A 26,611-nucleotide genomic window follows, 5' to 3' on the forward strand; every position below is an offset into this window, starting at 1 on the left:
TGTTCATTGCAATGAGATGGGCGTGAACGCACTGAGGGCCGCCCACTTCAAGGAAGTGGACGGCCCTCAGAGGGAGCGAGCGACTCTAGGCGGCGGCTCGCCTCCGTGGGGAGGCGGGCCAACCCCTTGACCTCATCCGATGGCGATGCGTGTCAGCCAGAAGTCGTGGGCGCCGTAGACCTGAACCGGGTTCCCGCTGAGGCCGGTCCTGCCACCCGCATAGAACCCGACGGAGCCATCGGCCCGAATCGCCCAGATGTCGGGGATCGCATCCCCGTTGGTGTCCGGGATACCGACCAGCATGGGCACGGCGCTGCGGGTCCAGCCGGAGGCGGCGTACTCGTGGTCCGCGCCGCCGGATGAATTGGCCGCGGTGGCGAGTGAGTTGGGGTCGACGCCGCCGCTCGATGCCGCGATGCCCTTGCGCAGCAGCAGCCTGCCGGAGACGTCGCTGCGGAAGAGAAGGTCGGCGATGCCGTCTCCGGAGACGTCCTGGACGCTGACGATGTCCCGGTCCTCCCAGGAGGAGGCGATCAGCCGGATCGCCTGGTCGACGGTGGCGCCGTGGTAGCCGGTGAAGGCCCACAATTCGTCGTCGGTGCCGTTGTCGACGGTCGCGAGGAAGTCGGTGCGGCCGTCGCCGGTGATGTCGCCTGCGGCCACGATCTGCGTGAAGCTCGCGGGACTGGGTGCGCTGTCGGGCAGGAGGATTTCCTGGCGCTTGTCGGTGTTGACGGCGCCGTATCCGTCGCCGGGATAGACCCACAGTTTGCCGCTGACGCGGACGACGAGGTCCTGGAGGCCGTCGCCACCGGTGATGTCGCCGTTGTGCGTGATGAGCGCACCCTTGAAGTGGCCGCTCGATGCAGCGACATAAGGCGGGAGGTCGTCCCCGTTGGGGTCCTTGTCCGGGTTGGCTCGGTAGGCGCCGGGCATGGAGAAGTCCAGGTCGCCAGTTCCCTTGGTGAGCGCCGTGTCCGACTGGGAGGGGTAGAGCGCGAGGTTTCCGGCCGCGGTGACGACCATCATGTCGGGGAGTTTGTCGCCGGTGAAGTCGCCTGAGGTATCGGCCTGGTCGCGAGGGGTGACGTAGAAGAGGTACTTCGTCGGTTCCGAGACGTTGTCGGAGGTGTCGACGGTCCGCACGTACAGCACGTTGGGGCCGGCGCTCGGCGGCTTGGCGTCATTGATGGTGGCGGTCACCGTGGTGGCGGATCCGGGCACCCGGCTGACGGAGCCCGTGTAGGAGGGCGAGTTGAAGCCGTACTCGTAGCGCTTGACGTCCGTGTTGACGGCGCGGAACGTGAAGGAACCGGGCGTGCCGAACTTCTTGGCGCTCCAGATGGCGTCCTCGGCGCCGCTGCCGAAGCCGTCCTCGCTGGCGTCAGCATTCGGGTAGTCGGTCGAGGTGACCTTGGGAGGCCTCGGCGCGGTGGTGTCCAGAACGAACCGGCACGGCGCCTTCTTCGGGTAGTAGCCCGACGAACTCTCCGCGTCGTCGACCGCCCGGACCCGCCAGGAGTACGTGGCGCCGCTCTTGAGCTTGCTGGTGGCGAACCCCGAAGTCGTCACCAGGGCTTCGCCGCTGCCGTTGGCAACGTACTTCTTGCCGGTAGACCCGAGCAGGTCACCAGTGGTCTTCCACTGATGCAGCTCCCAGAGGTCGAAGTCGAAGTAGTCGAGGTTCTTGTCCTTGTCCGTGGCCTTGGCGGTGAAGGTGAGATCGCCGGAACCCATGCGGACGTACGGCTTGGTGGTGGTGCACTTGCCGTCCGGACCGAGGTCCAGAGAGTTGGAGACGATCGCGGGCTTTCGGTTGTACTCCAGCCGCAGGGTGGGCCCGAAGTCACCGTTGGCCTGGAACTTCTTCCAGGCGTACTGGGAGTTCTCGTCGCGGGCGCGCATGCCGAACGTGATGAGATCCTCGCCCTCGTCGGCCGCCTCCTGGGCACCCTTCTTCACGTCGAACGACTCGTAGTCATCGCCACAACTGGACTTGTAGCCGTGGGCGAAGCTCTTGGTGGCCAGCTTGTTGCCGTCGTGAAGCCTGGGGGCGTTGTCCCAGTTGGTGTGGGAGTTGATCGCCCCGGTGAGGTGCACGCTGACGCTGCGCGGGCTGCAAGACCAGGCGTAGCGCTCCAGCACCGTCAGCTTCGCCTTGGTGATCTTCGTGCCCTTGAGGTCCGGGTCGAAGCTGATGTTGAAGAACGAGCGGGAGGTGCCCCAGGTGTCCGACTCGAACCCGACGCGGGCCTCGTGCGTGCCGCCCTTGTTGAAGTCCTTGCCGTTGAAGAAGGTGGCCTTGGGGTGACGGTCGTAGGCCGTGGTCCAGTCCTGGGTGTGCTTGGTGAACGCGGGGTCGATGAACACCGGGTACGTCGTCGCCGGATCGGCCAGGAAGTCCTGGTCGGGGGTGAGCGTCCACTCTCCCGCACCCAGGTCGGCCTCGACGAGGTCACCCCGGGAGTCGGGGGACGGCCCGTTGAGGGAGGCCAGGCTCAGTGTCGAGGCCGCACCGGTCTGCGAAGGCTCCGGGGTCGGCTCGGGCGGCGCCGAGGGAAGCGGGGAATCCGACACGGTGGGCTCGGGACCGTCGCTCGCGGACGGCAGATCCTCTACGTCGGTGTCGCTCTGCTCGTCCGTTTCGACGGGCAGTTCTTCCTCGCTCGGGCTCGGTTCGGTGCTGTCCGTGGGAGAGGGGCTGCTGGTATCGGGTGCCTCGGGCGCGGTCGGCTGAGCGGTCGCCCCCACGGTGCCATCGGTGACGGCGGGGGTCCCGCTGCTGTCCCACATGAGCGGGGTCGGTGACACCGCCTGCTCGTCACCGTTGGGGTCCAGCGCGCTGACGATGCCGGAGAGGGGGTCCAACCGGAACGTCAGGGTGGAGGAGTTGAGGCCATAGACCAGCTGCTGCACGTGCGGATCGGCGGCCGCCGTACGGTTCTTGAGGACCACCAGCTGGCCGAAGCCGTCGTCATTGGCAGTGAGCACCAGGTCGCCGCCGGGAAAGATTTCCGGGTACAGCGCGCGGTTGCCGTCGATGATCGGGGTCGGGACGGGGCCCGGCCAGGTGAGCTGGACCGCGTGTGCTCCGCCGTCGACGTACAGCGTGACCAGCGGAGTACCGGTGTCCGCCTCGGCCTGCTGCACGAGGGAGACCCGCCGCACCGACGTGCGAGAGGCGCGTTGCTCGTCCCGTCCGCCCGATCCGTCGGAGAACACCATGCGGGTGTTGGTGGCCCTGGGCTCCCAGCCGTCCTTGGTGTGACGCAGACTCGCGTCGATGGGCTTCCACGCACCGCCCACCTTGGCGCGGATGGGCGAGGAGTGCAGCTCCTTCACCATGCCGCCGTCGGGTCGAGCCCAGGTCGTGGAGCGGGCGGTGCGGGCGGCGGTGACTTCGACGTTCTTGCCGCTTCGTGCCGCGCGCGTCTGAGCGGCAGTCTCGGTCACCGGCTTCGCACGCTGCTCACTGCCGCTGCTGTCCGTCCGGTCGTCGCCGTCCAGGCCGACTCCGGCGTAGACGACTCCGGTCACGGCGAGCACGGTGGCGAGCATCGCCGCGCCGGCCCGACGGCTGGGCGCACGGCGCCAGTTGCGCGTCATCGGGCGGATTCCCCTTCCCCCTCGTTCCCCCTCGGGCCAGCCGATGATGACTCATGAGGAACCTGTCGTCACCCTGTGCCGAGGTTGCGTGTGAGGTGCGAGGAACTCCGTTGCCCTTGCTAGTTGATGACTTCCGAGTTCTTCTCCGTCGTGCGTATGTCCGGCATTCTCGGCAAATCGCAGCGCCTGGTGTGCGGATACATGCCCGGCGATCCCGAAAAGCGAGAAAGGTGCGACCAGTTCAGATGTGAAGCGCTCTCGAGCGGTGTGACGGATTCCGCACATCACTTCCCGTTACGAATCATTGCGCACCGTGATGATCATCACATCACCCCATCGTCTCTGGCATTCCGTCACAACGTGATCACAGAATCTTCATGGTCTGATACGTCGTCATGCGTGGTCCGTTGCCGGTCCCGCTTCAAGTGGTCCGGGGGACCTCGCTGTGTTCGGTCGACTTCCGTACGCCCGCAATCCTCGACCCGCGCGTATTGCCGTGTCGGTCATCGCGGCTGCACTGCTGGTGGGGTTGCTGCCCGCGCAGTCGCTCGCGCTGCCCCCGGATCCTGCGAAGGAGGAGACCGGCCGGGAGTCGTTGACCCTTGAGGCCCTCAAGCGAGACGTGCCGGTGCCCGGCATGAAGGTTCTCAGCCGTCATTTGGAGACGCTGAGGGGGCAGATCCCCAAGGATCAGGTCGCACCGGAAGCCGGCACAGTGACGCCGCCCTCCAACGTGAGCGGCTCGGTCACCTTCGGGTCGACGACCACGCCCGCATCGACCCGGACCACGGCCCAACAGGTTGCGCTCAGCCCTGTGGGATCCCTGCCCGTCAGCCTCGGCCAGGCCCCCGACCAGCCGACGCCGACGGGCACTTGGGACGTGACCATTCCGGACCGGGCCTCCGCGGCAGGCCAGGGGATCGACGGCGCCCTGATGGTGGTGCGGGCTCCCGCCACGGGTGCGGTGCCGGTCTCCGTCAAGCTCGACTACGCCAAGTTCGAGAGCCTGTACGGCGCCGACTGGGCGTCCCGGTTGACCTTCGTGCAGTTCCCGGAGTGCTACCTGACCACGCCGGACGACGAGGCGTGCCAGACCTATGAGGAGTTGGAGACCGAGAACGACCCGGAGTCCAAGTCCCTCACCGCGACGGTGGACCCCGCCGCGGACGGCACGGTGACCCCGGCCTCCGCGCCCTCGCAGCCCGATGCCGGGACGGGCGTCGTCCAGGCGGCCTACCGCACTTCCACGTCCGTGACCCCGGCCGCCACCGGTGACACCGCGGTCGTCGGCGCCCTCGACTCCGGAGTCGGCAGCGGCAGTTTCAAGGCGACCTCACTCGCGTCCAACGGCAAGTGGGCGGCGGGAGGCTCCTCCGGCGCCTTCACCTGGTCGTACCCACTGACCGTACCGGCACCGCCCGCGGGCCCCGCGCCCAAGATCTCCTTCGAGTACAACTCCCAGACGGTGGACGGCCGTACCGCCGTCTCTTCCCCCCAGTCCTCCTGGATCGGCGAGGGTTGGAGCTACGACGTCGGCTTCATCGAGCGCCGCTACCGCACTTGCAAGGACGACCGCAAGACACTGACCTCCGGGACGCCCAACAACACGGCGGCGAAGGACAAGACGTCCGACCTGTGCTGGGCGTCGGCCAACGCGGTGATGTCCCTCAACGGCCAGACCACCGAGCTGGTCCGCGAGCCCACCTCCAACACCAACCCCGAGACCGCCACCGAGCTCTACCGCCCGCAACGGGACGACGGCACCCGCGTCGAGCACCGGGTGGGTGCGGTCAACGGCGACAACAACGGCGAGTACTGGGTCGTCACCGGAAGGGACGGCACGAGCTACTACTTCGGCCAGCACCAGGTGGGCGGCGGTCATGCCGACACCGATTCCGTCTCCACGGTTCCGGTCTTCGGCAACCACCCGGGTGAGCCGTGCCACGCGAGCGCCTTCGCCGACTCGCGCTGCGGTGCGGGCAAGCAGCAGGCATGGCGCTGGGGCCTGGACAAGGTCGTCGACGTCCACGGCAACACGATGATCGTCAACTGGAAGCAGGAGACGAACTACTACGCCCCGCGCAAGAAGTTCAAGTCGCCCGAGCAGTACGACCGGCACGCCTACCCGACGTCCATCGAGTACGGCATGCGCCCCAGCGGGCTGACCAAGCCGTCCGCGACGATCGAATTCAACGTCAAGCAGCGCTGCCTGAAGTCGGACACGGCATGCGACGCGGCGAACTTCGCCAAGACCGACGACCCCGGCGCGTACCGCCCTTGGTGGGACACCCCCGGCAACCTCAACTGCAAGTCCACCTCCAAGCTCTGCCCGGCGTTCCCGTCGTTCTGGACCCAACTGCGCCTGGACTCGGTGACCACCAAGGCTGCACGGGCCGGACAGACCGGCCTTGACCCCGTCGACACTTACACGCTGCGCCAGTCCTTCCCCGAGGACTGGTACGACACCTCGCCCGGCCTGTGGCTGAACTCCATCACCCGCACCGGCTACGCCCCCGGCGACACCACCGGCACGATCCAGTCCGAATACGGCGTCAGCTTCGCCGCGTACACCGTGGGTACCGGATCACCGCTGCGCGACCGACTCATGGACCGGCAACTGCCCAACCTTGTGCCCAGAAGCAAGACCGACCAGCGCCCCGGCTTCACCCGCCCCCGCATCGGCACCGTCTCCACCGAATACGGCGGCGACATCCAGGTCGAGTACACCGGCGGCTGCGCCGTCGAGCCGGCCGAGGACAAGGGCAGGAGCAACGGCACGTGCTACCCGGTCCGTTGGTCCCCTGACGGAGACCAGCGAACGCCCAAGAAAGCATGGTTCAACAAATACGTCGTGTCGTCGGTGACCGAGACCGACAAGGTCACCGCGCACGGCACGCCCGTCACCACCATGTACGAGTACGACGGCACGGCCTGGGCCAAGAGCGACGACGAGTTCACGCGGCCGGCACTGCGCACCTACAGCGACTGGAAGGGCTACCGACAGGTCTCCGTTCGCAAGGGCGCGAGGTCCACGTCCACGACGAGCATGAAGAACAGCCAGTCCTTCACCGTCACGCGCTACTTCCAGGGCGTGGGCGGCGAAGTGAAGGACACCACGGGTGCCCACACCCTCATCGCCGACGACGCACCGCAGTTCGCGGGCATGGCCGCCGAGACCCTGACCTACGTCGACTCCGACGGCAAGCTCCTCAAGCGCCATCTGAGCTTTCCCTACTCCAAGCAGACCGCCAGCCGTGCCCGCGAGAACGAGGACGCCACGGTGGGCGAGCCGCTGCTCGCCCACCGGGTCGGCGTCAAGCGCACGGATGAGATCCAGGCGGTCGGCTCCAGTTGGCGCGGTGTGCGCACCACGACCGCCGTCGACGACACATATGGACTGCCCCTTCAGGTCGAGACGTCCGTGGTCAAGCCCAGCGGCACCGCCGAGACCCTCTCCGACCGGACCTGCACGACCACCTCGTACGTCCACAACACCACCGACTGGCTCATCGGTCTGCCCAAGGAAGAGCGCGTCACGGGCACCAGCTGTGCCGTCCAGGACACCGCGGACCCGGCCACCCAGCTGAAGTCGTCAGTGCGCAACACCTACGACAACCTCAGCTACGGCGCCGCCCCGACCAAGGGTCTCGTCACATCCAGGGCCGAGATCAACGGCACCGGCACCGCGCACTCCCACACCATCGCCACCAGCTACGACCCGCTGGGCCGGGTACGCACCATCACAGCCCCCGGATCAGGCACCACCGAAACGCAGTACACCCCCGGTGACGCAGGCGGTCCGCTCACCGAGGTGAAGTCACTCAACGCCAAGGGACACACCACCAAGACGACGTTCGACCCCGGACGCGGCCTGCCCCTGACCGTCACCGACCCCAACGGGCGCGTGACGCGCAACGAGTACGACGCCCTCGGCCGCCTGGTGAAGGGCTGGTCCCCGTCCCGCTCGTCCGCCGGCCAGTCGCCGAGCGTGCAGATCTCCTACCAGCCGGCCGTGGCCACCTCCAGGGTCAACCGCCCCGCCTCGGTGACGCTCCAGACCCTCAAGGACGACGGCACCTACGCCCGCACGGTGACCCTCTACGACGGTCTGCAACGCGAGGCCCAGACCCAGACCGAGGCCCACGGTCCCGGCCGGATCATCGTGGACACGACTTACAACGACCACGGACTCGTCCGCGAGAAGACCGGTGGATACCTGGCCAAGGGCGAACCGGCCACGGACCTGTTCCAGCCCAGATCCCGTTCACTGATACCGAGCCTCACCAAGAACTACTACGACGGCCTGGAACGCCAGTACCGCGCCTCGGTCTACCACGGTGACAAGTACAAGTACGCCTCCTTCACGACCCACAGCGAGATCTACACCGAGTCGGATCCGCCCGGCTCCACGACGCCCAAGACCCGCACCTACTTCGACGCCCTGGGCCGCGTCACCTCCGTCAAGCACTACAGCAGGTCGAGCGGCGACACCGGACGCACCACGGCGTACGAGTACGACGCCCGGGGCTACCACAACAAGGTCACCGACCCCGCGGGCAACATCTGGTCCTACATCTACGACACCCGCGGCCGGGTGAGCTCCGCCACCGACCCCGACACCGGCAAGACCGAGACGTCGTACGACGAGGCCGACCGCCCCAACCACACCACGGACGCCCTCCAGCAGGAGACCTTCACGGAGTACGACCTGCTCGGCCGGGTGAGGTACGTGCGCCAGGGCTCTGCGACCGCGAGTCCGGTGAAGTCGTACACCTACGACGACGCGTCCGGCGGACTCGGCAAGCCGACCTCCTCGGTCCGGCACACCGCGGACGGCGACTACGTCAACCGCGTCACCGGCTACGACGCCGAGTATCACGTCACCGGCAGCGAGACGGTGATCCCACCGAACTCGATGACCACGGGCCTGTCCGGCACGTACGCGTATACCTACACGTACACGCCCACTGGCAGGCCCCAGTCGGTCACGCTGCCCGCGAAGGGTGGCCTGGCAAGCGAGAAGGTCGTCACCCGCTACAACGGCGACGGCCTGCCCGAATCGACCTCGGGCCAGACCTGGTACACGGCGGACGCCACGTACTCGCCGTACGGCGAGGTACTGCGCACGGTCTCAGGCGCCCAGCCCTACCGCGTATGGACGACGAACTTCGTCAACCCCCACACCGGCACCCTCCAGCGCACGATCACCGACCGCGAGACGGCGGGCCCGAACCGCATCGCGGACAGCTACTACTCCTACGACTTCTCCGGCACGATCACCTCCAACGCCCGCGCGTCGTCCGACGCGGCCGGGACGACGTGGGACACGCAGTGCTTCACCTACGACGTCATGGGCGAGCTGACCCATGCCTGGACATCGAGCGTCACGCCGGACGGACAAGGCGCGGGCTGTAAGACAGCGGGCGGCACGAGTTGGGGCTACCGCACGGACTATGCGCCCTCATCGGGCCCGGTCGCCGACGCGCCGGACGAGGCCACGGACGTCACGGCCCCCGATTCCTCGCTGTCGTCGACGCTGTCGGCAGCGGCCCCGGACCCGACGACCGTCTCCACGGGCGAAACCGCCTACCGCCAGTCGTTCACCTACGACTGGATCGGCAACCGCGCCACGATGACCGATCACGACACGGCGGACGCGACGAAGAACGTCACGTTCAATTACGGCCACGGCAAGACGGTCCCCGCGAACGGCACCACGCCGCCGTACAAGACGCAGCCACACACGATGACGTGGATCAGCTCCACACCGTCGGGCAAGGGCAGCTCCTACGCCTACGACGCGACAGGCAACACCACAGTTCGGGACCTGTACAACACCACGCAGAACCTGGTCTGGAACCAAGAGAACAAGCTTGACTCGATCACGGACGACGGCACGAAGACGACCTACGTCTACGACGCCGACGGCAACCGCCTCCTGGAGAACTCCCCGAGCGGCTCGACCCTGTACCTGGGCGAGACAGAGCTGACGACGAACGCGACGGGCAGCATCACCAAGGCATCCCGCACGTACACCCAGGCCGGCGCCCCCGTGGTGACCCGAACGACGACCAACGGCTCGACCACGGGCCACAAGCTGAACGTCTTGCTCGCCGATCACCTCGGCACGGCGAACACGACGGTGGAAATGGCTACCGGCCAACTCGTCACCCGCCGGGCCTTCAAGCCGTACGGCGAACTCCGGGGCACGAAACCGACGTCGTGGCCGAACAAGCGCAGCTACTTGGGCGTCGGTATCGATGACACGGGCACCGGGCTGACGCATATCGGGGCGCGCGAGTACGACCAGACTTCGGGCCGCTTCCTCTCGGCCGACCCGCTGATCGACATCTCCGACCCGCTCCAGATGAACGGGTACAGCTACGCGAAGAACAGCCCGGTCAGCACCAGCGACCCGGATGGCCTGAGGCCGATCACCCAGTGCGAGATGGGCTGCTCAAACGGCGATGACTCGTATCAGGACCATCTGACCTCGAACGGTGACGGCACCTGGTCGTACCACTACGAGAACACGCACTACGTCTACGACGGGGAAGGCAAGGTACACAGCACCGTCAAGGTGGGCAGTGACCTACCGCTCGGCAAGAAGACGGTGTACAAGCCGTACAACTTCGCCGCGCAGAAGGCGTTCTTCAACGTCGCCGTCTCCCTCGTCTTCCCCGATCCCTCGGACTGGATGGGCTGCCTCTCCGGCGAGAGCGCAAAGAGCTGCGGCATCGCGGCAACAGACCTCCCCTGGCTCAAGGCCCTGAAGCTGGTCCCCGACTCGGTGATCAAGAAGGGGGCCAAGGCGGTCGAGGACTGGCTCGGGAAGAGCAAGTGCACCAAGTGCTTCCTCGCTGGCACCGACGTCCTGATGGCCGACGGCAAGACCAAGGACATCGAAGACATCGAGGTCGGGGACGAAGTCCTCGCCACCGACCCGAAGACCAGCGAGACGGGCCCGCGCAAGGTCACGCGCCTGATCGTCACCGAGGACGACAAGCACTTCAACGAGCTGTCCATCGCCACAGAGGACGGCATCGAGAAGCTCACAGCCACACACGAGCACCCGTTCTGGTCCCCGTCGGAGCGACGCTGGGTCGACGCGGCGGATCTGAAGCCGGGCACGACCCTCCTCACCGACGAGGGCACCACCGTCATCGTCACCGGGAACCGGGCTTTCAGCAGGCATGCGCGCACGTACAACCTGACGGTTGATGACCTGCATACGTACTATGTGCTGGCGGGCCAGACTCCGGTACTCGTTCACAACAGCAACTGCCCTCTGAATCTCGAAGGCATCGATGACTACCTGCACGAGCAGGTGCAGCGTGTCGTCGACTCTTACGACAAGACAGGTAAACCCCCTGTCGGCGTTATGCAAGGCGGTGCCGATCCGAATAACGTCGGCGTGTATCGAGGGCACAATATTCCAGGCGGCGGAAGGGATAAGCCCTTCGGCTACTGGACCGAGATGGATGTCTGGCCGACCGAGCCCGGCGGAAGGCGAAGCGGAATGGGGCGTATCGTCATCGGGGCGCGGGGTGAGGTCTGGTATACGCCTCATTACAAGCCAGGTACGTGGGTATCAATTCGAGAGGGGTGCGGCTGTGGCCGGTACGCCAAATGACGGGGCGAGGGGGAAGTGGGAGCTGCTGAGGTCGTCTCCCGCCGACACGGACGACCCTTATGTCATAGCAGCCAGGCGCAGGTTGGCTCGATGGGAAGACCTGGGTTCGGCGAAGCTGGACATCGGCGAGCGCCCGTATCTGATTTCAAATGATGAATACCTGAGGATTCAAAACGAATTCAGGGATTCAGGAGTGGCATTTCTTGAGGTCGATGCAGGCAATGTCGTTACAGAAGACGATTTCCTCATCATGCTCGGGAAGGTGTACAAGTTCCCGGAGTATTATGGGGAGAATTGGGATGCTTTCCTTGACTGCTTCGCTGACGTGGTGGAGGCGGATGATGCGCCGCTCGTGCTGGCGATTCATGGCCTCCCGAATTTTTGCGCATCGGACTTTCGGGCATTCCTCCGATCCCTGTATGAACTGGAGTCGATCACTGAGTCCATCTCGCTCTTCCGGTCGGTGATTCCGAGAAAGGTTGTCAACCTGTATCCCGGGAACTGGCCAACCTCGCACGGTCCGAGCGATGCGGACGCGACGTAGTCGTTCTGCAAAGATGCTCCCGCCAGTACGTACCGGCGGGAGCATCTTCGTTGGGGTAGTCGTCTCGCCCGGAAGGGGAGCTGGCATTCGGATTGTTTCGCCAGGTGATCGGATTGGCGAAACAAGTTGGCTGGCGAGCGGCCCGGCCAGGTTCCACCCACGGCGGTGCGTTCGGCCTCCTGTTGTTCATGGCAGGCCGCCGCTGCGTGCGCGCCCTCTCAGGTCAGCCGAAGACTCCGGCGGTGGTTGCGGTGATGAACCGGGCAAAGCTCTCGGGGGAGAGAGTGAGGGCTCCGTGGGTGGGGTTCTTGGAGTCGCGGATGGCGATGTGGGGGGTGAGGTCGGCGACTTCGATGCAAGCGCCGCCGGTGTCACCGCTGTACGAGGACTTACGCCAACTCGCGGCTCCGAGGGGCGCGCACTCGACGCAATCGCCGCCAGTGCCTCCGCTGTACGAAGACTTACGCCAGGTCGCGCCCGTCAGGTTGGTCTTCATACCGTTCCTCCATCACGCGGGCGATGAGGGCCGCCGAGTCGGCAACGGAGAGGGCGGCCGCTTGCAGATGATCGTAACGGACCGAACCCTCCTTGACTGCTTCGGGATTGGCCGTCATGTGCCCCTGGACGAAGTCCTCGGTGTAGACGATGTCCGGGTCGTTGTCGAAGCGCAGCAGGTAGAACGAGCCCATGAGTCCGGTGTGCGCACCCGCCTCGAACGGCAGGATCTGAATCTCCAGCCACTGCCGCTTCTGCATGGCCAGCAGATGCGCTAGCTGCTCGCGCATGACCTCTCGGCCGCCGACCTCCTGGTACAGTACCGCCTCACTCAACACCACCCACATCACCGGCGGTTGATCCCGCGCCAGGATTCGCTGACGATCCAGCCGTGCCGCCACCTTGCCGTCGATGTCGCCGTCGTCCCGAGTGCCGAGCACCGCCCGCGCGTAGGCCTTGGTTTGGAGCACCCCGTCGACCAGTTGGGCCTGGAACGACGAGATGAACGTCGCCTTCGCCTCCAGCTCCGCATACGGCTGAAACCAACTCGGCAACTGGTGGCGCAGAACCAACCCCACCAGTCGCGAAAACTTCCCGTCCGTCCCCAGCGCCGCATCCATGCGCTCCGAGAACTCCCTCGTCGGCACCTTTAAAGTCGTCTCGATCTGGCCGATCAGCGACCCCGTACAGAACACGATCGCCCCGAGCTGCGCCAGCGTCAGCCCCGCCGCCTCCCGTGCCCGGCGCAACTCGTAGCCGTAGTAGTCCAGCGGCGACGCGCTCGGATCAAGCTGCCGAATGTTAACCACAGCGACCACCTCCAATCACCGAGCGTAGCTACAGGACTGCGCACAGAAACCGGAGTTGTGGAAAAAGAAATCATGCAAGCGTGCTTGATTGATTCCGGGGCCGCTGCCATGCTCCTCCCCATGGCCGACCCGACGCCCGTGTTCGACGACCTGCGTGCGGAAAGCGATGAACTCGACCGGCTGGTTGCCGAGTTGAGCCCGGACCAGTGGTCCCTGCCCACGCCCGCGCCCCGGTGGAGCATCGCCCACCAGATCGCCCACCTCGCCTGGACCGACCACGCCGCCCTGCTCGCCGTCACCGATGCCGACGCCTTCGGCAAGGAGGTCGAGAAGGCGCTCGCTTCGCCGGACAACTTTGTCGACGAAGGTGCGGAGGAGGGTGCCAGGAAGCCGCCCGCCGAGATCCTCGCGGAGTGGCGCACCGGACGTAAGGCACTCGCCGACGCCCTGAGCGCCGCCCCCAAGGGCGCCCGCTTTCCCTGGTACGGCCCACCCATGGCCGCCGCCTCCATGGCCAGCGCCAGACTGATGGAGACCTGGGCCCATGGGCAGGACGTCGCGGATGCCCTCGGTGTGGTCCGCACACCCACCGACCGCCTCCGACATGTGGCCCGCATCGGTGTGCGCGCCCGCGACTACGCCTTCGGGGTCAACGGACTCACCCCGCCCACTGAGGAGTTCCGCATCGAACTCACCGGGGCGGATGGCACCTTGTGGGCCTACGGTCCCGAAGACGCACCCCAGCGCGTCACCGGCCCCGCTCTCGACTTCTGCCTGCTCGTCACCCGTCGTGCCCACCGCGCCGACCTCGCCGTACAGGCCGATGGCGAGGACGCCGACCGCTGGCTGGACATCGCCCAGGCCTTCGCCGGCCCGCCCGGCGCCGGGCGGAGCGCTGGCACCGCCAAGGGGGGCGACCAGTGACCCTCCACACCCCCCAACCTCTCCGTATCGGCAACGCCTCCGGCTTCTACGGCGACCGTTTCGACGCCATGCGCGAGATGCTCACCGGCGGCGAACTCGACGTCCTCACCGGCGATTACCTCGCCGAACTGACCATGCTGATCCTCGGCCGGGACCGGCTTAAGGACCCCGGCGCCGGGTACGCGCGTACCTTCTTGCGGCAGTTGGAGGAGTGCCTCGGGCTCGCCCATGAGCGGGGCGTCCGGATCGTCACCAACGCGGGCGGGCTCAATCCCGCCGGACTCGCCGACGCCGTACGGGAGTTGGCCGCACGCCTCGGTCTGCCCGTCCGCGTCGCGCACGTCGAGGGCGACGACCTCACCGCCACCCACCCGGGCAGCCTCGCCGCCCACGCCTACCTCGGCGGCTTCGGCATCGCCGCGTGTTTGCGGGAGGGCGCCGACGTCGTCGTCACCGGACGCGTCACCGACGCCGCCCTGGTCACCGGGCCCGCCGCCGCCCACTTCGGCTGGGCCCCGACGGACTACGACCGGCTCGCGGGCGCCGTCCTTGCGGGGCATGTGCTGGAGTGCGGGACGCAGGCCACCGGCGGCAACTACGCTTTCTTCGGCGAGCGGCCCCTCCGCGAACTCCTGCGGCCCGGCTTCCCGCTCGCCGAGATCCACGAGGACGGCACCGCCGTCATCACCAAGCACCGAGGGACGGGCGGCTTCGTCGACATCGGCACCGTCACCGCCCAGCTCCTCTACGAGACCGGTGGCGCCCGGTACGCCGGGCCCGACGTCACCGCCCGGCTGGACAGCGTCCGGCTCACGGAGGACGGGCCCGATCGCGTACGCATCGACGGCGTGCGCGGGGAAGCGCCACCGCCCACCCTCAAAGTCGGCGTCAACCGGCTCGGCGGGTTCCGCAACGAAGTTGCCTTCGTGCTCACCGGGCTCGACATCGAGGCCAAGGCTGAGCTGGTGCGCGCGCAGATGACCGACGCGCTCGCGCTCGCCAAGTCGTCGCCCGCCGACGTGCGGTGGGAACTCGTCCGGACCGACCGCCCCGACGCCCCGACCGAGGAGCTGGCCAGCGCCCTGCTCCGGCTCGTCGTCCGGGACCCCGATCAGGGCGCTGTCGGGCGGGCGTTGAGCGGAGCCGCCATCGAGCTCGCCCTCGCCAGCTACCCCGGGTTCCATGTGCTCGCGCCACCTGGAAAGGGCGCTCCCTACGGGGTCTTCGAGGATGTGTACGTGCCCCATGGCGCGGCCCCACATGTGGCTGTACTCCATGACGGGCGGCGGGTAGCTGTGGCGCCGCCCCAGGACACCGCCGTACTCGACGAGGTGCCGGAGCCCGCGCTTCCCGAGCCGCCGGCGCCCGGTCACCGAACCCGCCGCGCCCCGCTCGGGCACGTCGCCGGAGCCCGCAGCGGCGACAAGGGCGGCAACGCCAATGTCGGGGTGTGGGTCCGTACCGACGAGGCCTGGCGCTGGCTCTGCCACGAGCTGACCGTGGAGCGGTTCCGGCAACTCCTCCCGGAGTGCGAAGGGTTGACCGTCCGCCGCCACGTCCTCCCCGAACTCCGCGCGCTCAACTTCGTCGTCGAGGGCATCCTCGGCGCCGGAGTCGCCGCACAGCACCGTTTCGATCCCCAGGCCAAGGCGCTCGGCGAGTGGCTGCGCGCCCGGCACCTGGACATACCGGAGGCTCTCCTGTGACCGTCCTGTCCTCCGCGCTGGATGTGAAGAGCCCGGACCACCGGGCCAACCGCGAGGCCATGCTCGCCAAGCTCTCCGACCTCGACGCCGAGCACGCCAAGGCGCTCGCGGGCGGCGGGGAGAAGTACATCGCGCGGCACCGCAAGCGCGGCAAGCTCCTCGCGCGGGAGCGCATCGAGCTGCTCCTCGACCCGGACACGCCGTTCCTGGAGCTGTCTCCCCTGGCCGCTTGGGGGAGTGACTACGCCGTCGGTGCCTCCCTCGTCACCAGTATTGGTGTCGTCGAAGGTGTTGAGTGCCTGATCACCGCCAACGACCCGACCGTGCGCGGTGGCGCCAGCAATCCCTGGTCGTTGAAGAAGGCCCTGCGGGCCAATGACATCGCGCTCGCCAACCGGCTGCCCTGCATCAGTCTGGTGGAGTCCGGTGGCGCCGATCTGCCGTCGCAGAAGGAGATCTTCATTCCCGGGGGTGCCATCTTCCGGGACATCACGCGGCTGTCGGCGGCGGGGATTCCGACCGTTGCCGTCGTCTTCGGCAACTCCACCGCGGGCGGCGCGTACGTCCCCGGCATGTCCGACCACGTGATCATGGTCAAGGAGCGCGCCAAGGTCTTCCTCGGCGGGCCGCCGCTGGTCAAGATGGCCACCGGCGAGGAGAGCGACGACGAGTCCCTCGGCGGTGCCGAGATGCACGCGCGCGTGTCGGGGCTCGCGGACTACTTCGCCGTGGACGAGCGGGACGCGCTGCGGCAGGCCCGGCGGGTCGTCGCCCGGCTCAATCATCGGAAGGCGTACGCCGACCCCGGGCTCGCCGAGCCGCCCAAGTACGACGCCGAGGACCTGCTCGGCATCGTCCCGGGCGATCTGCGTACGCCCTTCGACCCGCGTGAGGTCATCGCCCGGATCGTCGACGGCTCCGACTTCGACGAGTTCAAGCCGCTGTACGGCGCGAGCCTGGTCACCGGGTGGGCGAGCCTGCACGGTTACCCGGTCGGCATCCTCGCCAACGCCCAGGGCGTGCTGTTCAGCGAGGAGTCCCAGAAGGCGGCCCAGTTCATCCAGTTGGCGAACCAGCGGGACATCCCGCTGCTCTTCCTGCACAACACCACCGGCTACATGGTCGGCAAGGAGTACGAGCAGGGCGGCATCATCAAGCACGGCGCGATGATGATCAACGCGGTCAGCAACAGTCGCGTGCCGCACCTCTCCGTCCTCATGGGTGCCTCCTACGGCGCCGGGCACTACGGCATGTGCGGGCGGGCCTACGACCCGCGGTTCCTGTTCGCCTGGCCCAGCGCCAAGTCGGCCGTCATGGGCCCGCAGCAGCTCGCGGGCGTCCTGTCGATCGTCGCCCGGCAGTCGGCCGCCGCCAAGGGGCAGCCCTACGACGACGAGGCGGACGCGGCGCTGCGGGCCATGGTGGAGCAGCAGATCGAGTCCGAGTCGCTGCCGATGTTCCTGTCCGGGCGGCTGTACGACGACGGCGTCATCGACCCGCGCGACACCCGCACCGTCCTCGGCCTGTGCCTGTCCGCCGTTCACACGGCGCCCTACGAGGGCGCGCGCGGCGGCTTCGGCGTCTTCCGGATGTGAGGGACCACCAGTGATCACTTCTGTACTCGTCGCCAACCGCGGCGAGATCGCCTGCCGTGTCTTCCGAACCTGCCGTGAGTTGGGAATCCGGACGTTCGCCGTGCACTCGGACGCCGACGAAAACGCCCTCCACGCGCGCATGGCCGACGCGGCCGTACGGCTTCCGGGCGCGACGCCCGCCGAGACGTATCTGCGCGGCGACCTGATCGTGAAGGCCGCCGTCGCGGCCGGCGCGGACGCCGTGCACCCCGGCTACGGCTTCCTCTCGGAGAACGCCGACTTCGCGCGGGCCGTCCTGGACGCGGGCCTGGTGTGGATCGGTCCGCCGCCGGAGGCGATCGAGGCGATGGCGTCCAAGACGCGCGCCAAGGAGCTGATGGGGCTCTCCCCCCTGGGCGAGGTCGCGGAGAGCGACCTGCCGGTGCTCGTGAAGGCGGCCGCGGGAGGCGGGGGGCGCGGAATGCGCATCGTGCGCCGCCTGGAGGAGCTCAGCGCCGCCCTGGAGGGCGCGCGCGCCGAGGCCACGAGCGCCTTCGGCGACGGTGAGGTCTTCGTCGAGCCCTATGTGGAGCGCGGCCGCCATGTCGAGGTGCAGGTGCTCGCGGACGCGCACGGCACGGTGTGGGCGCTGGGCACGCGCGACTGCTCCCTCCAGCGCCGCCACCAGAAGGTGATCGAGGAAGCGCCGGCGCCCGGGCTCTCCGACCGGCTCGCGGAGGAGTTGCGCGCGCTGGCCGTACGCGCCGCGCGCGCCGTGCGCTACGTCGGCGCCGGCACGGTCGAGTTCCTCGTCGCCGACGACACGGCGCACTTCCTGGAGATGAACACCCGCCTCCAGGTGGAACACCCCGTCACGGAAGCCGTCTTCGGCATCGACCTGGTCGCCCTCCAACTGAGCATCGCCGAGGGCCACCCCCTCGACCCCGAACCGCCCCACGCGCGCGGCCACGCCGTCGAGGCCCGCCTCTACGCCGAGGACCCGGCCCGCGACTGGGCCCCGCAGACCGGCACCCTGCACCGCCTCGCCGTACCCGACGGCGTCCGCCTGGACACCGGCTACGGCGACGGCGACGAGATCGGCGTCCACTACGACCCGATGCTCGCCAAGCTGATCGCCCACGCCCCCACGCGCGCGGGCGCGCTCCGCCAACTCGCGGGCGCCCTGGAACGCGCCACGATCCACGGCCCCACCACCAACCGCGACCTCCTCGTCCGCTCCCTGCGCCACGAGGAGTTCACGACGCCCCGTATGGACACGGCCTTCTACGACCGCCACCTCACGACCCTGACGGCGCCCACCCCCGACCCGCACGCCCCTCTGGCCGCCGCCCTCGCCGAAGCCACCCGCTCCACCTCCCGCTTCGGCGGCTGGCGCAACGTCCCCTCCCAGCCCCAGACAAGGCGCTACGCGCGGGGCGACGAGGAGCACGAGGTCCATTACCGGCACACGAGGACCGGCCTGGAGGCGGACGGCGTACGCGTCGTGCGCGCGGCCGCGGATCTCGTCGTACTCGAGGTGGACGGCGTGCAGCGAAGGTTCGAGGTGGCGCGGTATGGAGACCAGATCCACGTCAACACCACGGCCCTGACGCAACTACCTCGCTTCCCCGACCCAACGGCCCAACTTGCCCCCGGCTCCCTGCTGGCTCCCATGCCGGGAACGGTGGTCAGGGTCGCCGAGGGCCTGGCCGTAGGAGCCCCCGTAAAGGCCGGAGACCCCCTCCTCTGGCTGGAGGCGATGAAGATGGAACACAAGATCACAGCGCCGGTCACAGGAACGCTCAACGCGTTGGGCGTGGTCACGGGCCAGCAGGTCACGGTCGGTCAATTGCTAGCGGTAGTGGAAGCAACCTAAGGGGCGCGGGACTGCATCGATATGCGGCTCCGCCGCGTGAGCGCGACCAGCCACAACGAGACCCGCACCCGGGAAGGATCGCCATGCCCACCACCCTCGAATCCGAAGAGCACAAGGCCCTCCGAGCCGCCGTATCGGCACTCGGCAACCGCCACGGCCGCGACTACGACCGCGAAGAACTGTGGTCCGAGGCAGCCAAGCTCGGTTATCTCGGCGTCAATCTCCCGGAGGAGTACGGAGGCGGGGGCGGCGGAATCGCCGAACTCTCCATCGTCCTCGAAGAGCTCGGCGCAGCCGGCTGCCCCCTCCTCATGATGGTCGTCTCGCCCGCCATCTGCGGAACAGTCATCGCCCGCTTCGGAACAGAAGCCCAGAAGCAGGAATGGCTCCCCGCCCTCGCCGACGGCTCCCGCACCATGGCCTTCGGCATCACCGAGCCCGACGCCGGTTCCAACAGCCACCGCATCACCACCACCGCCCGCCGCGACCCGGACACCGGCGACTGGCTCCTCACCGGCCGCAAGGTATTCATCTCCGGCGTCGACATCGCGGACGCGACCCTCATAGTCGGCCGCACCGAGGACGCTCGCACCGGCAACCTCAAGCCGTGCCTGTTCATCGTCCCCAGAGACGCGGAGGGCTTTCAGCGGCGCCAGATCGACATGGAACTCCAAGCCGCGGAGAAGCAGTTCGAGCTGACCCTGGACGACGTACGACTCCCCGCGGACGCGCTCGTCGGAGACGAGGACGCCGGCCTCCTCCAGCTCTTCGCCGGACTCAACCCCGAGCGGATCATGACGGCCGCCTTCGCGATCGGCATGGGCCGCTACGCCCTCGCGCAAGCGATTACGTACGCCCGCGAACGCACCGTGTGGAAGGCCCCCATCGGCGCCCACCAGGCCATCGCCCACCCCCTCGCCCAGGCGCACATCGACCTGGAACTGGCCCGCCTGATGATGCAGAAGGCGGCCCTGCTCTACGACGCGGGCGACGACATGGGCGCCGGTGAGGCCGCCAACATGGCCAAGTACGCGGCGGGCGAGGCCTGTGTGAAGGCGGTCGACCAGGCCGTGCACACCCTCGGCGGCAACGGCCTCACGCGGGAATTCGGGCTCGCCCGGTTGATAACTGCCGCACGCGTGGCTCGTATTGCACCGGTGAGCCGGGAGATGATTCTCAACTACGTCTCCCACCAGACCTTGGGTCTGCCCAAGTCGTACTGACCGGCACAGCGTTGTGCGAGGAGGCCCCATGTTCCGCAGCGAGTACGCAGACGTGTCCCCCGTGGACCAGCCCATCCACGAATTCGTCCTGGGCCGCGCCGCCGAGTTCGGCGAGCTGCCCGCCCTGATCGACGGCACCGACGGCACCACCCTGACCTACGCCCAGGTGGACCGGTTCCACCGCAGGATCGCCGCCGCGCTCGCCGAGGCCGGAGTCCGCAAGGGCGATGTGATCGCCCTGCACAGCCCCAACACCGTGGCCTTCCCGACCGCCTTCTACGCCGCCACGCGCGCGGGAGCCTCGGTCACCACCGTGCACCCGCTGTCCACGCCAGAGGAGTTCGCCCGCCAGCTCGGCGACAGCAAGGCCCGCTGGATCATCACCGTCTCCCCGCTGCTGGAGTCCGCCCGACGGGCCGCCGAACTCGCGGGCGGCGTCCAGGAGATCTTCGTCTGCGACAGCGCGCCGGGACACCGCTCCCTGATCGACATGCTCGGCTCCACCGCCCCCGAGCCGGAGATCGACATCGAGCCCGGCGAGGACATCGCCGCGCTGCCGTACTCCTCGGGCACCACCGGCGTGCCCAAGGGCGTGATGCTCACCCACCGGCAGATCGCCACCAACCTCGTCCAGCTCGACGCCGCCGTCACCGCGGGCCCCGGCGAACGCGTCCTGGCCGTCCTGCCGTTCTTCCACATCTACGGCCTGACCGCCCTGATGAACGCGCCCCTGCGCAAGGGCGCCACCGTCGTCGTGCTGCCCCGCTTCGACCTGGAGACCTTCCTCGCGGCCATCCAGAACCACCGCATCACCGCGCTCTACGTGGCCCCGCCGATCGTCCTCGCCCTCGCCAAGCACCCGGCGGTGGAGAACTACGACCTGTCGTCCCTGAAGTACCTCATCTGCTCCGCCGCCCCGCTGGACGCCCAGCTCGCCGCGGCCTGCTCCCAGCGCCTGAACCTGCCCCCGATAGGCCAGGCGTACGGCATGACGGAACTCTCCCCGGGCAGCCATGTCGTCCCCCTGGACGCCATCGGCGAGGCGCCCCCGGGCACGGTCGGCCGGCTCATCGCGGGCACCGAGATGCGGATCGTCTCCCTCGACGACCCGGACAAGGACCTCGGCGTCGGCGAGTCCGGCGAGATCCTCATCCGCGGCCCGCAGGTCATGAAGGGCTACCTGGGGCGCCCCGACGCCACCTCCGCGCTCATCGACGCGGACGGCTGGCTGCACACCGGGGACGTCGGCCATGTCGACTCCGGCGGCTGGCTGTTCGTCGTCGACCGGGTCAAGGAGCTCATCAAGTACAAGGGCTTCCAGGTGGCCCCCGCCGAACTGGAGGCACTGCTGCTGACCCACCCGTGCATAGCCGACGCCGCCGTCATCGGGGTCTACGACGACAACGGCAACGAAGTGCCCCGCGCGTATGTCGTCCGCCAGCAACTCGCCGCCGACCTCACCGAGAGCGAGGTCATGATGTACGTCGCCGAACGCGTCGCCCCCTACAAGCGGGTCCGCCAGGTCACCTTCATCGAAGGCGTGCCCCGGGCCGCCTCCGGGAAGATCCTCCGGCGCGAACTCAGGGAGCGCACGTGAGTCTGATCGGCCGTACACGCGCGCGAGGCGTCGAGACGCTCAGCCTCGACTCGCCGGGCAACCGCAACGCCCTGTCGGCGGCACTGGTCGGTGAACTCTCCGACGCGCTGACCGACTGCGCCAAGGACACCGACGTCCGCGCGGTCGTCCTCACCCACACCGGCAACACCTTCAGCGCGGGCGCCGACCTGCGCGACCCGCCGCACCCGGACGCCCTGGTCGGCCTGCTCCGGCAGATCGTGGAGCTGCCCCGACCGGTCCTCGCGCGGGTCACCGGCCACGTACGCGCGGGCGGCCTCGGCCTGCTGGCCGCCTGCGACATAGCGGCCGCCGCGCACACGGCCAGCTTCGCGTTCACGGAGGTACGGATCGGGGTCGCCCCCGCCGTCATCTCGCTCCCCCTGCTCCCGCGCACCGACCCCCGCGCCCTCGCCCGCTACTACCTCACCGGCGAGCGCTTCGACGCCCCCGAGGCCGCCCGCATCGGCCTGCTGACCGCCGCCGGGGACGACGTGGACGCCGTACTTGAGCCGATCCTGGACGGTCTGCGACGCTCCGCCCCCGAGGCCCTGGCCGAGACGAAACGGCTGCTCACGGCTAGGGTGCTGGAATCATTCGACCGGGACGCGGGCCGGCTCACCGCGCTCTCGGCCCGGCTGTTCGCCTCCCCGCAGGCCCGCGAGGGGATGACGGCCTTCCTGGAGCGACGGGATCCCTCATGGGTGGTGTGAGTACGGCGGAACGCGACCGCGTTCCCAAGCAGGACCGCAGCCGGGCCACCCGGCAGCGGCTCCTGGAAGCCGCCGTGGCCTGCCTCGCCGAACACGGCTGGGCGGGCTCCACGGTGTCCGTCGTCGCCGAACGCGCGGGCGTCTCCCGAGGCGCCGCACAGCACCACTTCCCGACCCGCGAGGACCTCTTCACGGCGGCCGTCGAGTACGTTGCCGAGGAACGCTCCACGGCTCTGCGCGCCCTGTTCCCCGAAGGCGCCGCGCAGGACCGGCGGGCCGTCGTGACGGCCCTGGTCGACCTCTACACCGGCCCGCTCTTCCGCGCCGCGCTCCACCTGTGGGTCGCCGCCTCCAACGAGGAGCAACTGCGCCCGCGCGTGACCGAACTGGAGGCCCGCGTCGGCCGCGAGTCGCACCGCATCGCCGTCGAACTGCTCGGCGCCGACGAATCCGAGCCCGGGGTGCGGGAGACCGTGCAGGGACTGCTGGACATGGCCCGCGGACTGGGCCTCGCGACCCTGCTGACGGACGACAAGGCGCGGCGCGAGCGGGTGGTGGCGCAATGGGCGTCACTCCTCGACGACGCCTTGGGCGTCACGGGCTGAGCCGCTCCACCCGCCAGCTTCCGTCCGCCTGGCTGACGTACCGCAACCGGTCGTGCAGCCGGTTCTCGCGGCCCTGCCAGAACTCCACCGACTGCGGGGCCACCCGGAAACCGCCCCAGTTCGGCGGCACCGGCACCTGCTCGCCCTCGGGATAGCGGGCGGCCAGCTCGGCGTACGAGGCGTCCAGGTCGGCCCGCGTGGAGATCACCGCGGACTGCTCGCTGGCCCACGCACCGAGCTGGGAGCCGTGCGGGCGGGTCCGGAAATAGGCGGCCGTCTCGTCCCGCCCGGTGCGCCGCGCGATGCCCTGCACGATCACCTGGCGGGCCATCGGATGCCAGGGGAACAGCAGCGAGACGTACGGGTTCTCGGCCAGGTCACGGCCCTTGCGAGAGCCGTAGTTGGTGAAGAACACGAAGCCCTGCTCGTCGAACTGCTTCAGCAGCACCGTGCGCGAACTGGGGCGGCCATCGGCGTCCGCGGTGGAGACGACCATGGCGTTCGGCTCGAACAGATGAGCCTCGCTCGCGGCCTGCTTGAACCAGCGCGCGAACTGCTCCACCGGAGTGGCGGGCAGCTCGTTCTCGGCGAGGCCCGCGGCCCGGTACTGCTTGCGCATCGCGGCGGGATCCGGCGGTACGGCGTCTCGGTCGGTCACGCGGTCATCTTGCCGTATTCGCGCGGCCCGTTCGGCACGGCCCGTTCGGCTCGGTGTCCTTCGTCACTGCGTGGCACTCAGTGCCGCAACCACTCCCCAATGGTGGCACTCGGGGATATCGTTCTGATGCCGCCTCGGTTGGGTGACCGCCAGCCGGGAATCACTGGGGTACCGCCCAGGACCGCGAGTCCTTCGAGCCACGACCGCGGATCCACCGGGCGCGAGCCGTCCCCGCCGCACCAGACCCGACACGGTCCGCACCATCCCCCGACAACACCATCTGTCGCACACTTCACGAGGGAGCCGCCTGATGTCCGACTTCGTACCCGGACTCGAAGGAGTCGTCGCGTTCGAGACGGAGATCGCCGAACCCGACAAGGAGGGCGGCGCACTCAGGTACCGGGGCGTCGACATCGAGGACCTCGTCGGCCATGTCTCGTTCGGCAACGTCTGGGGCCTGCTCGTCGACGGGGCCTTCAACCCCGGACTGCCGCCCGCCGAGCCGTTCCCGATCCCGGTGCACTCCGGCGACATCCGCGTGGACGTGCAGTCCGCGCTCGCCATGCTGGCGCCGGTGTGGGGCCTGAAACCGCTGCTCGACATCGGTGCCGAGCAGGCCCGCGACGACCTCGCGCGTGCCGCGGTGATGGCCCTGTCCTACGTCGCCCAGTCCGCGCGCGGACAGGGCCTTCCGATGGTTCCGCAGCGCGAGATCGACAAGGCGCAGTCCGTCGTCGAGCGCTTCATGATCCGCTGGCGGGGCGAGCCGGACCCCAAGCACGTCGCCGCCGTCGACGCCTACTGGACCTCCGCCGCCGAGCACGGCATGAACGCGTCCACATTCACCGCACGGGTCATCGCCTCCACGGGCGCCGATGTGGCGGCGGCGCTCTCCGGCGCCGTAGGAGCGATGTCCGGGCCCCTGCACGGCGGAGCCCCCTCCCGCGTGCTGTACATGATCGAGGAGATCGAGCGCACCGGTGACGCCGAGGCGTATGTGAAGCAGGCCCTCGACAAGGGCGAGCGGCTCATGGGCTTCGGGCACCGGGTGTACCGCGCCGAGGACCCGCGCGCGCGGGTGCTGCGGCGTACGGCGCGCGAGCTGGGCGCGCCCCGGTTCGAGGTCGCCGAGGCGCTGGAGAAGGCCGCACTGGCCGAGCTGCACGCCCGCCGTCCCGACCGGGTGCTGGCCACGAACGTCGAGTTCTGGGCGGCGATCGTGCTCGACTTCGCCGAGGTACCGGCGCACATGTTCACGTCGATGTTCACGTGCGCGCGCACCGCGGGGTGGTCGGCGCACATCCTGGAGCAGAAGCGGACGGGCCGCCTGGTACGGCCGTCGGCCCGCTACGTCGGTCCGGGCACGCGGAACCCGCGGGACATCGAGGGATACGCGGACATCGCGCACTGAGAAAGCCGAAAGGGCGCCCCGCGCGGGGCGCCCTTTCGTTTGTTCACGCGGGCGTCAGCAGCCCCGAGTGATGACGCTCGGCGACCAGCGGATGCGCCCGCAGCTTGCCCTTCAGCTCGTTGTAGCCGTACTCGGCGAAGAGCGGGTTGCCGGGGTCGGCGGTGATGCCCGGCGCGCTGGAGGCATACGGGAAGGGAACGGGCTCCACGCGCGCGTCCAGCCGCGGGTTGTAGAAGAACGGCACGGAGAAGCGCTCGGTGGCCCCCGGCGGGGAGACGACCCGGTGGTTGGTGGCGACGAGATACCCATTGGTGGCCACTTCCAGCAGCTCACCGAGATTGACGACGAAGGCGCCGGGGAGCGGCGGTACGTCGTGGAAGAAACCGTCCGCCCGCTGCACCTGGAGTCCACCGACCTGGTCCTGAAGCAGCAGCGTCAGAAAGCCGTAGTCCTTGTGGGCGCCAACACCCTGATCGCCACCGTCTCCGGCGCTCCCCGGATAGCGGACGAGCTTCAGATGCGGGTGGGCGCGGTCGCCGAAGATGGGGTCGTAGAAGTCGGCGGGCGCCCCGATGGCGACGAGCAGCTCACGCAGCAGCCGCTGGGCGACGGCACTGAGCCGGTCGATCCAGGCAAGCGCGGCGACACGAAGCTCGGGAAGCGCGGCGGGCCACTGATTGGGCCCCTGAAGCCACCAGTACGAGGCTTCGTCCGGCCCCGGAACCCGAGCGGCCCGCTCGGCCCCGATATCGAGCTGATCCCGCCAGTCCCGCGCCCCACCCGTCCGCTCGTCCCCGGTACGGGTGTAGCCGCGGAAGTGAGGCGAGTTGATGTTGTCGAGGGCGAGCCGCTCGGCCTCGGGCAGGGCGAAGAACTTCCGCATGGCGGACAGGAGCCGCTCGGTCTCCTCGGCACTCACACCGTGCCCGACGAGCTGGAAGAACCCCACGTCATGGGCGGCACTGTGCAGCCGCGCATGCAGATCAGGGGCGGTGAGATCGATGATCGGAAGCTGCTGGTACGACGACATGGCTGCGTCCCACGGGGAAAAGTGAGGGATGAAAAGGGGGCTCTGGTTCAGACAGAGCGCCGACAGCCCATGCTCGTGACGCGGACGAAGTCCACGTGGCGGCGTCGAACGAGCAAAATCATGCACCCAGCGTACTGCGCACCGAAGATTTCCTGGATGACCCAGCTCACACCCGCAAATCATCCGCGG

General features: G+C 68.6%; 16 protein-coding genes. 11 read left to right on the forward strand and 5 right to left on the reverse strand.

From position 1 onward, the window contains the following. Window positions 1-132: 132 nt before the first annotated feature. The gene (locus BN159_RS24380) at window positions 133-3,606 is read right to left on the reverse strand and encodes a DNRLRE domain-containing protein (protein ID WP_015659659.1); all 3,474 of its coding nucleotides are present in this window, start codon (window positions 3,604-3,606) and stop codon (window positions 133-135) included. A 496-nt stretch (window positions 3,607-4,102) separates the two neighbouring features. Here BN159_RS24380 and BN159_RS24385 point away from each other — a divergent pair, with 496 nt between their 5' ends. Further along, window positions 4,103-11,239: a polymorphic toxin-type HINT domain-containing protein gene (locus tag BN159_RS24385; protein ID WP_015659660.1), complete on the forward strand. Its 7,137-nt coding sequence runs from the start codon at window positions 4,103-4,105 to the stop codon at window positions 11,237-11,239. After that, a complete protein-coding gene (locus BN159_RS45335; protein WP_015659661.1) occupies window positions 11,220-11,783 on the forward strand; it encodes a barstar family protein in 564 nt (187 codons plus the stop codon). Before BN159_RS24385 ends, BN159_RS45335 begins: the two co-directional genes overlap by 20 nt. Before the next feature lie 223 nt (window positions 11,784-12,006). Here BN159_RS45335 and BN159_RS24395 read toward each other — a convergent pair whose 3' ends face one another. Together BN159_RS24395 and BN159_RS24400 are read right to left on the reverse strand one after the other, a co-directional pair. Next, a complete protein-coding gene (locus BN159_RS24395) occupies window positions 12,007-12,279 on the reverse strand; it encodes a DUF397 domain-containing protein (protein WP_015659662.1) in 273 nt (90 codons plus the stop codon). Further along, complete coding sequence (locus tag BN159_RS24400; protein ID WP_015659663.1) at window positions 12,245-13,087, reverse strand: helix-turn-helix domain-containing protein; 843 nt, start codon at window positions 13,085-13,087, stop codon at window positions 12,245-12,247. Before BN159_RS24400 ends, BN159_RS24395 begins: the two co-directional genes overlap by 35 nt. Window positions 13,088-13,207: 120 nt before the next feature. On the opposite strand from BN159_RS24400, the gene BN159_RS24405 reads away from it, so the two are divergent. The 8 genes from BN159_RS24405 (at window position 13,208) to BN159_RS24440 (ending at window position 23,323) form a co-directional block, all read left to right on the forward strand. After that, window positions 13,208-14,011 carry a TIGR03084 family metal-binding protein gene (locus tag BN159_RS24405; protein WP_041821813.1) on the forward strand — a complete coding sequence of 268 codons (804 nt, stop codon included), beginning with the start codon at window positions 13,208-13,210 and terminating at the stop codon, window positions 14,009-14,011. After that, window positions 14,008-15,717, forward strand: coding sequence for an acyclic terpene utilization AtuA family protein (locus BN159_RS24410; protein ID WP_015659665.1), 1,710 nt, complete (start codon window positions 14,008-14,010; stop codon window positions 15,715-15,717). Before BN159_RS24405 ends, BN159_RS24410 begins: the two co-directional genes overlap by 4 nt. Then, window positions 15,714-17,312 carry an acyl-CoA carboxylase subunit beta gene (locus BN159_RS24415; RefSeq protein ID WP_015659666.1) on the forward strand — a complete coding sequence of 533 codons (1,599 nt, stop codon included), beginning with the start codon at window positions 15,714-15,716 and terminating at the stop codon, window positions 17,310-17,312. Before BN159_RS24410 ends, BN159_RS24415 begins: the two co-directional genes overlap by 4 nt. A 10-nt stretch (window positions 17,313-17,322) precedes the next feature. Continuing rightward, window positions 17,323-19,167 carry an acetyl/propionyl/methylcrotonyl-CoA carboxylase subunit alpha gene (locus tag BN159_RS24420; RefSeq protein WP_015659667.1) on the forward strand — a complete coding sequence of 615 codons (1,845 nt, stop codon included), beginning with the start codon at window positions 17,323-17,325 and terminating at the stop codon, window positions 19,165-19,167. Between the two features lie 83 nt (window positions 19,168-19,250). Beyond that, a complete protein-coding gene (locus BN159_RS24425) occupies window positions 19,251-20,390 on the forward strand; it encodes an acyl-CoA dehydrogenase family protein (protein ID WP_015659668.1) in 1,140 nt (379 codons plus the stop codon). A gap of 28 nt (window positions 20,391-20,418) precedes the next feature. Then, entirely contained in the window at window positions 20,419-21,987 is a 1,569-nt protein-coding gene (locus BN159_RS24430; protein WP_015659669.1) for a 4-coumarate--CoA ligase family protein, read from the forward strand. Further along, entirely contained in the window at window positions 21,984-22,718 is a 735-nt protein-coding gene (locus BN159_RS24435) for an enoyl-CoA hydratase family protein (protein ID WP_015659670.1), read from the forward strand. The genes BN159_RS24430 and BN159_RS24435 overlap by 4 nt, the downstream gene beginning before the upstream one ends. After that, window positions 22,706-23,323, forward strand: a complete 618-nt coding sequence (locus BN159_RS24440; RefSeq protein WP_015659671.1) for a TetR/AcrR family transcriptional regulator — start codon at window positions 22,706-22,708, stop codon at window positions 23,321-23,323. Before BN159_RS24435 ends, BN159_RS24440 begins: the two co-directional genes overlap by 13 nt. Here the strand turns inward: BN159_RS24440 and pdxH are convergent. Further along, window positions 23,313-23,981 carry a pyridoxamine 5'-phosphate oxidase gene (pdxH, locus tag BN159_RS24445; RefSeq protein ID WP_041819798.1) on the reverse strand — a complete coding sequence of 223 codons (669 nt, stop codon included), beginning with the start codon at window positions 23,979-23,981 and terminating at the stop codon, window positions 23,313-23,315. The genes BN159_RS24440 and pdxH overlap by 11 nt on opposite strands. A 310-nt stretch (window positions 23,982-24,291) precedes the next feature. Between pdxH and BN159_RS24450 the strand changes: the two genes are divergently transcribed. Continuing rightward, a complete protein-coding gene (locus tag BN159_RS24450; RefSeq protein WP_015659673.1) occupies window positions 24,292-25,392 on the forward strand; it encodes a citrate synthase 2 in 1,101 nt (366 codons plus the stop codon). A 43-nt stretch (window positions 25,393-25,435) separates the two neighbouring features. On the opposite strand, the gene BN159_RS24455 is transcribed toward BN159_RS24450, so the two are convergent. Then, a complete protein-coding gene (locus tag BN159_RS24455; protein ID WP_015659674.1) occupies window positions 25,436-26,422 on the reverse strand; it encodes an isopenicillin N synthase family dioxygenase in 987 nt (328 codons plus the stop codon). Window positions 26,423-26,611: the final 189 nt, after the last annotated feature.

The sequence above is a fragment of the Streptomyces davaonensis JCM 4913 genome, assembly GCF_000349325.1.
Classification (GTDB): domain Bacteria; phylum Actinomycetota; class Actinomycetes; order Streptomycetales; family Streptomycetaceae; genus Streptomyces; species Streptomyces davaonensis.